Source organism: Neisseria sp. HMSC03D10 (assembly GCF_001807625.1).
GTDB lineage: Bacteria > Pseudomonadota > Gammaproteobacteria > Burkholderiales > Neisseriaceae > Neisseria > Neisseria mucosa.
Genome location: NZ_KV789603.1, coordinates 1 through 6,868, shown reverse-complemented (window position 1 = coordinate 6,868; position 6,868 = coordinate 1). Strand labels below are relative to the sequence as shown.

3 protein-coding genes are annotated in these 6,868 nt (G+C 53.1%); 1 reads left to right on the top strand and 2 read right to left on the bottom strand.

Going from position 1 to position 6,868, the window contains the following annotated elements; translation table 11 throughout:
• The first annotated feature begins 110 nt into the window (after nt 1-110).
• Nucleotides 111-641 carry a ribosome biogenesis factor YjgA gene (yjgA, locus tag HMPREF3066_RS10495; protein WP_009311085.1) on the top strand — a complete coding sequence of 177 codons (531 nt, stop codon included), beginning with the start codon at nt 111-113 and terminating at the stop codon, nt 639-641.
• A 363-nt stretch (nt 642-1,004) separates the two neighbouring features.
• On the opposite strand, the gene putA is transcribed toward yjgA, so the two are convergent.
• Both putA and putP read right to left on the bottom strand, forming a co-directional pair.
• Nucleotides 1,005-4,610 carry a bifunctional proline dehydrogenase/L-glutamate gamma-semialdehyde dehydrogenase PutA gene (putA, locus tag HMPREF3066_RS10490; RefSeq protein WP_070442813.1) on the bottom strand — a complete coding sequence of 1,202 codons (3,606 nt, stop codon included), beginning with the start codon at nt 4,608-4,610 and terminating at the stop codon, nt 1,005-1,007.
• A 276-nt stretch (nt 4,611-4,886) separates the two neighbouring features.
• Nucleotides 4,887-6,413 carry a sodium/proline symporter PutP gene (gene putP / locus HMPREF3066_RS10485; protein WP_070442810.1) on the bottom strand — a complete coding sequence of 509 codons (1,527 nt, stop codon included), beginning with the start codon at nt 6,411-6,413 and terminating at the stop codon, nt 4,887-4,889.
• Nucleotides 6,414-6,868 lie beyond the last annotated feature (455 nt).

The window sequence follows — 6,868 nt, the reverse complement described above, 5'->3', positions numbered from 1 at the left end:
ATTTAATCCACTATAAAAGGTCGTCTGAAAACGCCGTTTCGACAGGGCGTTGACGTGAAACCTGCCCGAACGTGCTAAAATACCCGAAACAAAATTAAAGGTTTATCAAAATGTTTGAAAACGAAGACGAATGGGTCAGCAAAACCCAAATGAAAAAGCAGATGAACGATTTGCAGGCTTTGGGCATGGAGTTGACCAAACTCTCGACCGATACGCTGAAAAAAATCGGCTTGGACGAAGACTTGTACGAAGCCGTCGTTACCTACAAAAAAATCACGTCCAACGGCGCGCTCAAACGCCAAAGCCAATTCATCGGCAGGCTCATGCGAGACACCGACCCCGCGCCCATCGAAGCCTTCCTCGCCAAACTGCGCGGCGAAAATACCGCCCACAACGCCTTCTTGCAACGCATCGAACAAGCCCGCACGCGCCTCTTGGCGGACGACAACGCAATCACCCAATTCATGGCGGACTTCCCCCATGCCGACGCAGGCAAATTGCGCACCTTAATCCGCAACACGAAAAAAGAGCAGGAACAAAACAAACCGCCGAAAAACTTCCGCGCCCTCTTCCAAGAAATCAAATCCGTCATGGAAGGCGGTCAGAGCGATTCGGAAGAAACGCAGGATTGGGCAGAATAAATATCGGGGTCGTCTGAAAACGGGGTTGGGTTTCAGACGACCTGTTTTCATACTTCCGGATAAACTTTATCATTAGCCCATAAAAGTCGTCTGAAACCGCCGTTGCCGTCATTCCCGCGCAGGCGGGAATCCGGGTCTCTGCATTGCGGAAATATCTCAAAGTTGCTGCAACTTCAAATTTCCGAATTCCCAGCCGTACGGAAATAACGACGGTAGGTTAACCATCCATACCTGACGGAAAAACAGTATCTGCCCTGCTTATTTTAATTTACAGAAAAAGGTCGTCTGAAAACGGACTTAGCGGGTTTTGCTAACGTTTTCAGACGACCTTTGTTCAAACGCTCTGGCGTTTATTCAGTCCTTTTAGTCGGAAACGGCCATCAGGCTGGCGTTGCCGCCGGCGGCTGTGGTGTTGACGCTGCAAGAGATTTCTTCAAACACTTGCAGGATGTCCAAACCTTGTTCGGACGGGAGGATGCGGATGAGTGCGCCGTCGCGGTTTGCCAGCTCTTGCTTGCGGCTGCTATTCAGCGGGCTTAGGGCGGCGACGTGATGCACGCCTGTGTTTTCGGGTTTGCTGTTGACTTGCAGCAGACCTTCGAGGTCGGCGGTGTAGGAGGCAAGCGGGCTGTCGGGTTCGACGACGGTTACGATGCCTGCGGCGGCAAGTTCGGTCAGGGCGCAGAAGGCTTGCAGGAGGCTGCCGCCGTGTACCCAGACGCGTTTGGGCGCGCGCCAGCTCATGGCGTTGCGTTCGCCGGTCGGGCCGACCAAGACAGATTCTGCTTGGCGCAGGGTGCGGATGCGGGCGTGTCCCAATGCCGATGCCGCTGCTTTTTTCTCTTCCGCATTAAACGGCAGCTTATGAATCAGGGCTTCAAGGCGTTTGAGCGCGACTTCGTCCGCTTGTCCGATACGGCTCAGCGGCGGGGCAACCCATTCGGGGATGCGGGTCAGTTTTTGCAGATAGAACGAACCGCCTGCTTTCGGACCGGTACCTGACATACCGTGTCCGCCGAACGGTTGTACGCCGACGACGGCGCCGACGATGTTGCGGTTGACGTAAACGTTACCCGCTTCGATGCGTTCGCGGATGCGTTTGACCGTACCTTCGATACGGCTGTGTACGCCGCTGGTGAGCGCGTAACCTTTGCTGTTGATTTGGTCGATGATTTGGTCAAGCTCGTCGGCGCGGTAGCGGACAACGTGCAGGACGGGACCGAAGACTTCGCGGGTGAGTTCGTTCAAATTGTTGAGTTCGAACAAAATCGGCAGCACGAAAGTGGATTTCGCAGGATCAACGTCGGAGGCGGCTTTGACTTCGTGGTAAGACTTGGCAACGCCTTTCATTTTATTGATGTGCGATTGCAGGTTTTGCTGCGCTTCGGCATCGATGACGGGGCCTACGTCGGTGGTAAGTTGAACGGGTTTGCCGACGACCAATTCGTCCATCGCGCCTTTGATGATGGCGAGCATCTTATCGGCGACATCTTCTTGAACGCAAAGGATACGCAGGGCGGAGCAGCGTTGTCCTGCGCTGTCGAAGGCGGAATTGAGCACATCCAAGCAAACTTGCTCGGGCAGCGCGGTGGAATCGACAATCATGGCGTTTTGACCGCCGGTTTCGGCAATCAATACGGGGCTGTCGTCGCGTTTGGCAAGGGCTTTGTTAATCAGTTGCGCCACTTCGGTCGAACCGGTGAAAATCACGCCGCCGATACGCGGATCGCCTGTCAGCGCCGCGCCGACATCGCCTGCGCCGAGGACAAGTTGCAAGGCGGAAGTCGGGATGCCTGCTTCGTGCATCAGGGAAACGGCGTAGCTGGCAATCAGGCTGGTTTGTTCGGCAGGTTTGGCGATAACGGTGTTACCGGCTGCCAATGCGGAAACGACTTCGCCGGTAAAGATGGCGAGCGGGAAGTTCCACGGGCTGATGGCGACGATGGCGCCGACGGCTTTGGCATCTTTGGGCAGGGTGTTTTCGGCTTCGCCTGCGTAGTAGCGGCAAAAATCGACGGCTTCGCGCACTTCGGCGACGGCGTTGTTCAACGTTTTACCCGCTTCGCGCACGGCAAGCATCATCAGCGCGGGGGTGTGCTGCTCCAGCAAATCGGCGAAACGGCGCAGGCATTCGGCGCGCTCGGCGGCTGGCGTCGCGCTCCATTCAGGAAACGCGGCAACGGCTGCACCGACGGCTTCTTGGGCAAGCGCGGCATCGGCAAAGCTGACTGTGCCGACGATGTCGTCGTGGTCGGCGGGGTTTTTAATCGGTTGCGCTTCGCCGACATCGCGGGCTTTACCGTTGATAATGGATGCGGCGTGGAAGTCTTGCGCGGCGGCGCGGTTGAGTTTTTCTTGAAGCTGTTGCAACACGGTTTCGTTGCTGAAATCGACGCCTTGGGAATTCAGACGACCCCTGCCGTACAAATCGCGCGGCAGCGGCAAGGCGTTGTGCAGGTGGATACCTTGTTCGGCGATGGTGTCGAACGGGCTTCGGATCAGTGTGTCGATGCTGATGTTTTCATCGACGATTTGGTTGACGAACGACGAGTTCGCGCCGTTTTCCAACAGGCGGCGCACCAAGTAGGCAAGCAGGGTTTCGTGCGTACCGACCGGGGCGTACACGCGCACGCGGCGGCCTAAGTTTTGCGGGCCGACCACTTGGTCGTACAAGGTTTCGCCCATGCCGTGCAGGCATTGGTGTTCAAAGTCTTTGCCTTTGCCCATTTGGTAAATCGCGCCCAAGGTGTAGGCGTTGTGGGTGGCGAATTGCGGGAACACGGCATCTTGCGCGTCCAGCAGTTTGCGCGCGCAGGCGAGGTAGGAGATGTCGGTATGGACTTTGCGGGTGTAGGTCGGATAGCCGTCCAGACCGTCCACTTGCGCCCATTTGATTTCGCTGTCCCAGTACGCGCCTTTAACGAGGCGGATCATCAGTTTTTGATTGTTGCGGCGGGCAAGGTCAATCAGATAGTCGATGACGAAGGGGCAGCGTTTTTGATATGCCTGAACGACAAAGCCGATGCCTTTGTAACCCGCCAAATCGGGGTCGGAAACGAGTGCTTCCATCAAATCCAAAGACAGCTCCAAACGGTTGGCTTCTTCGGCGTCGATATTGATACCGATATCGTATTTTTTACCCAAAAGGAACAGCTCTTTCAGACGAGGCAAGAGTTCGCTCATCACGCGTTCGTGTTGGGCGCGCGAGTAGCGCGGATGGATGGCGGAAAGTTTGACGGAAATGCCGTTGCCTTCGTAAACGCCTTGTCCGGCGGCATCTTTGCCGATGGCGTGAATGGCTTGAACGTAGTCGTTGTAATAGCGGTCGGCATCTTCTTGGGTGTAGGCAGCTTCGCCCAACATATCGAAGGAGAAGCGGTAGCCCATTTTTTCGCGCTCTTTGCCGTTTTGCAGCGCTTCTTCAATGGTTTGTCCGGTAACAAACTGCTTGCCCAACAGGCGCATGGCGTAGTTCACGCCTTGGCGGATCAGGGGTGCGCCGCCTTTGCTGACGAGGCGGTTCAGAGCCGAACCCATCTGCTTGTCGCTCGGTGCAGTCAGTTTGCCGGTAATCAGCAAGCCCCATGCGGCGGCGTTGACGAACAGGGACGGGCTGTTGTTCAAATGGCTTTTCCAGTTGCCTTCGGAAATTTTGTCGGCAATCAGGCGGTCGCGCGTCGCATTGTCGGGAATGCGCAGCAAAGCTTCCGCCAGACACATCAGCGCAATGCCTTCTTCGCTGGAGAGCGAAAACTCGTGCATCAGCGCATCTACCCCGCTGGCTTTGGTGCGGCTGGCACGAACCTGCGTAACCAAACGGCGCGCGAGTTCGGACGCCGCCCGACGCTCCTCGTCGCTCATCTGGGCGCGTTGCAGCATATCCTGAACGGCTTCGATTTCGTCGCGGCGGTAAGCATCGGTAATCGCTTGGCGCAGTGGCGTTTGTGTCGGAAAAGCAAAGTCAAACATTTTAAGGTTCTCCAAAGTTTTTATGATGATTTTCAGACGACCCCATCCCTTTTCGAGGTCGTCTGAAAAGATTTAAAGCATATAGATAATATCTTAATAAATTTATAAGGGCCGGACAAGCAATTTATCTCAAAAACAGGATTTTTTGCTTTGATAAAAAGCAGATAAAGCTAAAAGAGTGCATTATCCGCATAAGCATCAATATAAAAATAAAACCTGCCTTCCCGTATAAAAATTCAGACGACCTGCGGTCAACGGCAGGTCGTCTGAAAACACTTATTTCGCCTCGCGGTATTCTGTGTCCGCTTTTTCAAAACGTTCTTGGATTTCACGAGACGGCTCTTTGTCGGTCAGTGAAACCAGAACAGCGATAATCAAGCAGGCGATGAAGCCGGGGACGATTTCGTACATAGTCCAAATACCGGTTTCATGTGCAGCCAAAGCAGGTTTTTTGACCCACTCCACCCACGCCACCACAGTCAGCGCGCCGGCAATCATGCCCGACAAAGCGCCGTATGCCGTAATGCGTTTCCACAATACCGACAGAATCACAATCGGACCAAACGCCGCGCCGAAACCTGCCCACGCATAAGATACCAAGCCTAAAACTTTGCTCTTAGGGTCGGACGCAATCAGAATAGAGATAATGGCAATCGCCAATACCATCAGACGGCCCACCCATACCAATTCTGATTGCGGCGCATTTTTGCGCAAAAAGCCTTTGTAGAAGTCTTCGGTAATCGCGCTGGAGCAAACCAAAAGCTGGCAAGACAAAGTGGACATGACCGCCGCCAAAATCGCGCTCAAAATAATGCCTGCAATCCAAGGGTTGAACAATAAAGTAGAAAGCGCGATGAAGATACGTTCGTGGTTACCGTGCATGGAAGCGGTTTGGTCGGGGTTTGCACCAAAATACGCAATGCCGAAATAACCGACCGCCACTGCGCCTGCCAGACACAACACCATCCAAGTCATGCCGATGCGGCGTGCGGATACCAGTGATTTCGCGCTTTCAGCCGCCATAAAGCGCGCCAAAATGTGCGGCTGACCGAAATAGCCCAAGCCCCATGCGGCGGTGGAAATAATACCGATAACGGTCGTGCCGGCAAGCAGACTGTTATATTCCTTGCCCGTACCAGCGGCAACGCTTTGAATTGCGGCAGACATTTGTTCCGCACCGCCCAGACCCAGATACACCATTACAGGCGTCAAAATCAGCGCAAAAATCATCAAAGAAGCTTGCAGCGTATCTGTCCAGCTGACCGCCAAAAAGCCGCCCAAGAAGGTATAGGCAATGGTTGCACCCGCACCCAGCCACATCGCCTGATTGTAAGTCATGCCTTCAAACAAGCTTTGGAACAAAGTTGCACCCGCCACAATGCCCGAAGCGCAATAAATCGTGAAGAAAAACAAGATAATCAGCGCGGAAACCACTTTCATCAAGTGTCCGCCCGCGCCGAAGCGGTGGAAGAAATAATCCGGCAACGTCAGCGCATTATTGGCATATTCGGTATGCACGCGCAGACGACCCGCCACCAAAAGCCAGTTGAAATATGCGCCAACGACCAAACCGATGGCAATCCAAGCCTCATTCAAACCGCTCAAATAAATCGCGCCGGGCAGACCCATTAAAAGCCAGCCCGACATATCGGACGCACCCGCCGACATCGCCGTAACAAACGGGCCCAAGCTGCGCCCGCCCAAAATATAATCATCGAAATTGCGCGTGGAGAAATACGCGGCCAGACCAATCAAGAGAACGGCAATCAGATAGATTGCAAAAGTGATATACATGGGATTCATGTACTATTCCTCATCTAAAACTTCAAAATCACGGGCTGATGAAATTGCAGGCAATCCACGCCCAAACATTTTTCTAATTAAAATACAGCGGAAATTCTCGCGTTTTTACGGATACGCGGAACAAATCATTTTCAATTACAACAAGATAAGTAAAAAAATCCTATTGATTTGTAAATAATCCAATCCAGCATACCGTAAAAATTCCCACTTGCAAAGGCAGCGCAAACAGGTTCACCGCACAATGCGGACACGCCAATCAAAATACCATGTAAAACAAAATATTATGAAAATCTATTAAAAAATCTTGTTTTCAAACCTTGAAACTATCTTTCCTAATACCAAAACAATCCGCACAATTTTTCAGTAGTTAAACAACACCCAAAACGGACCAACCCAAATTCCGCCTTAAAACCACCTTGCTTCATTTTCAGACGACGGCGGATTCGCATTTGAAG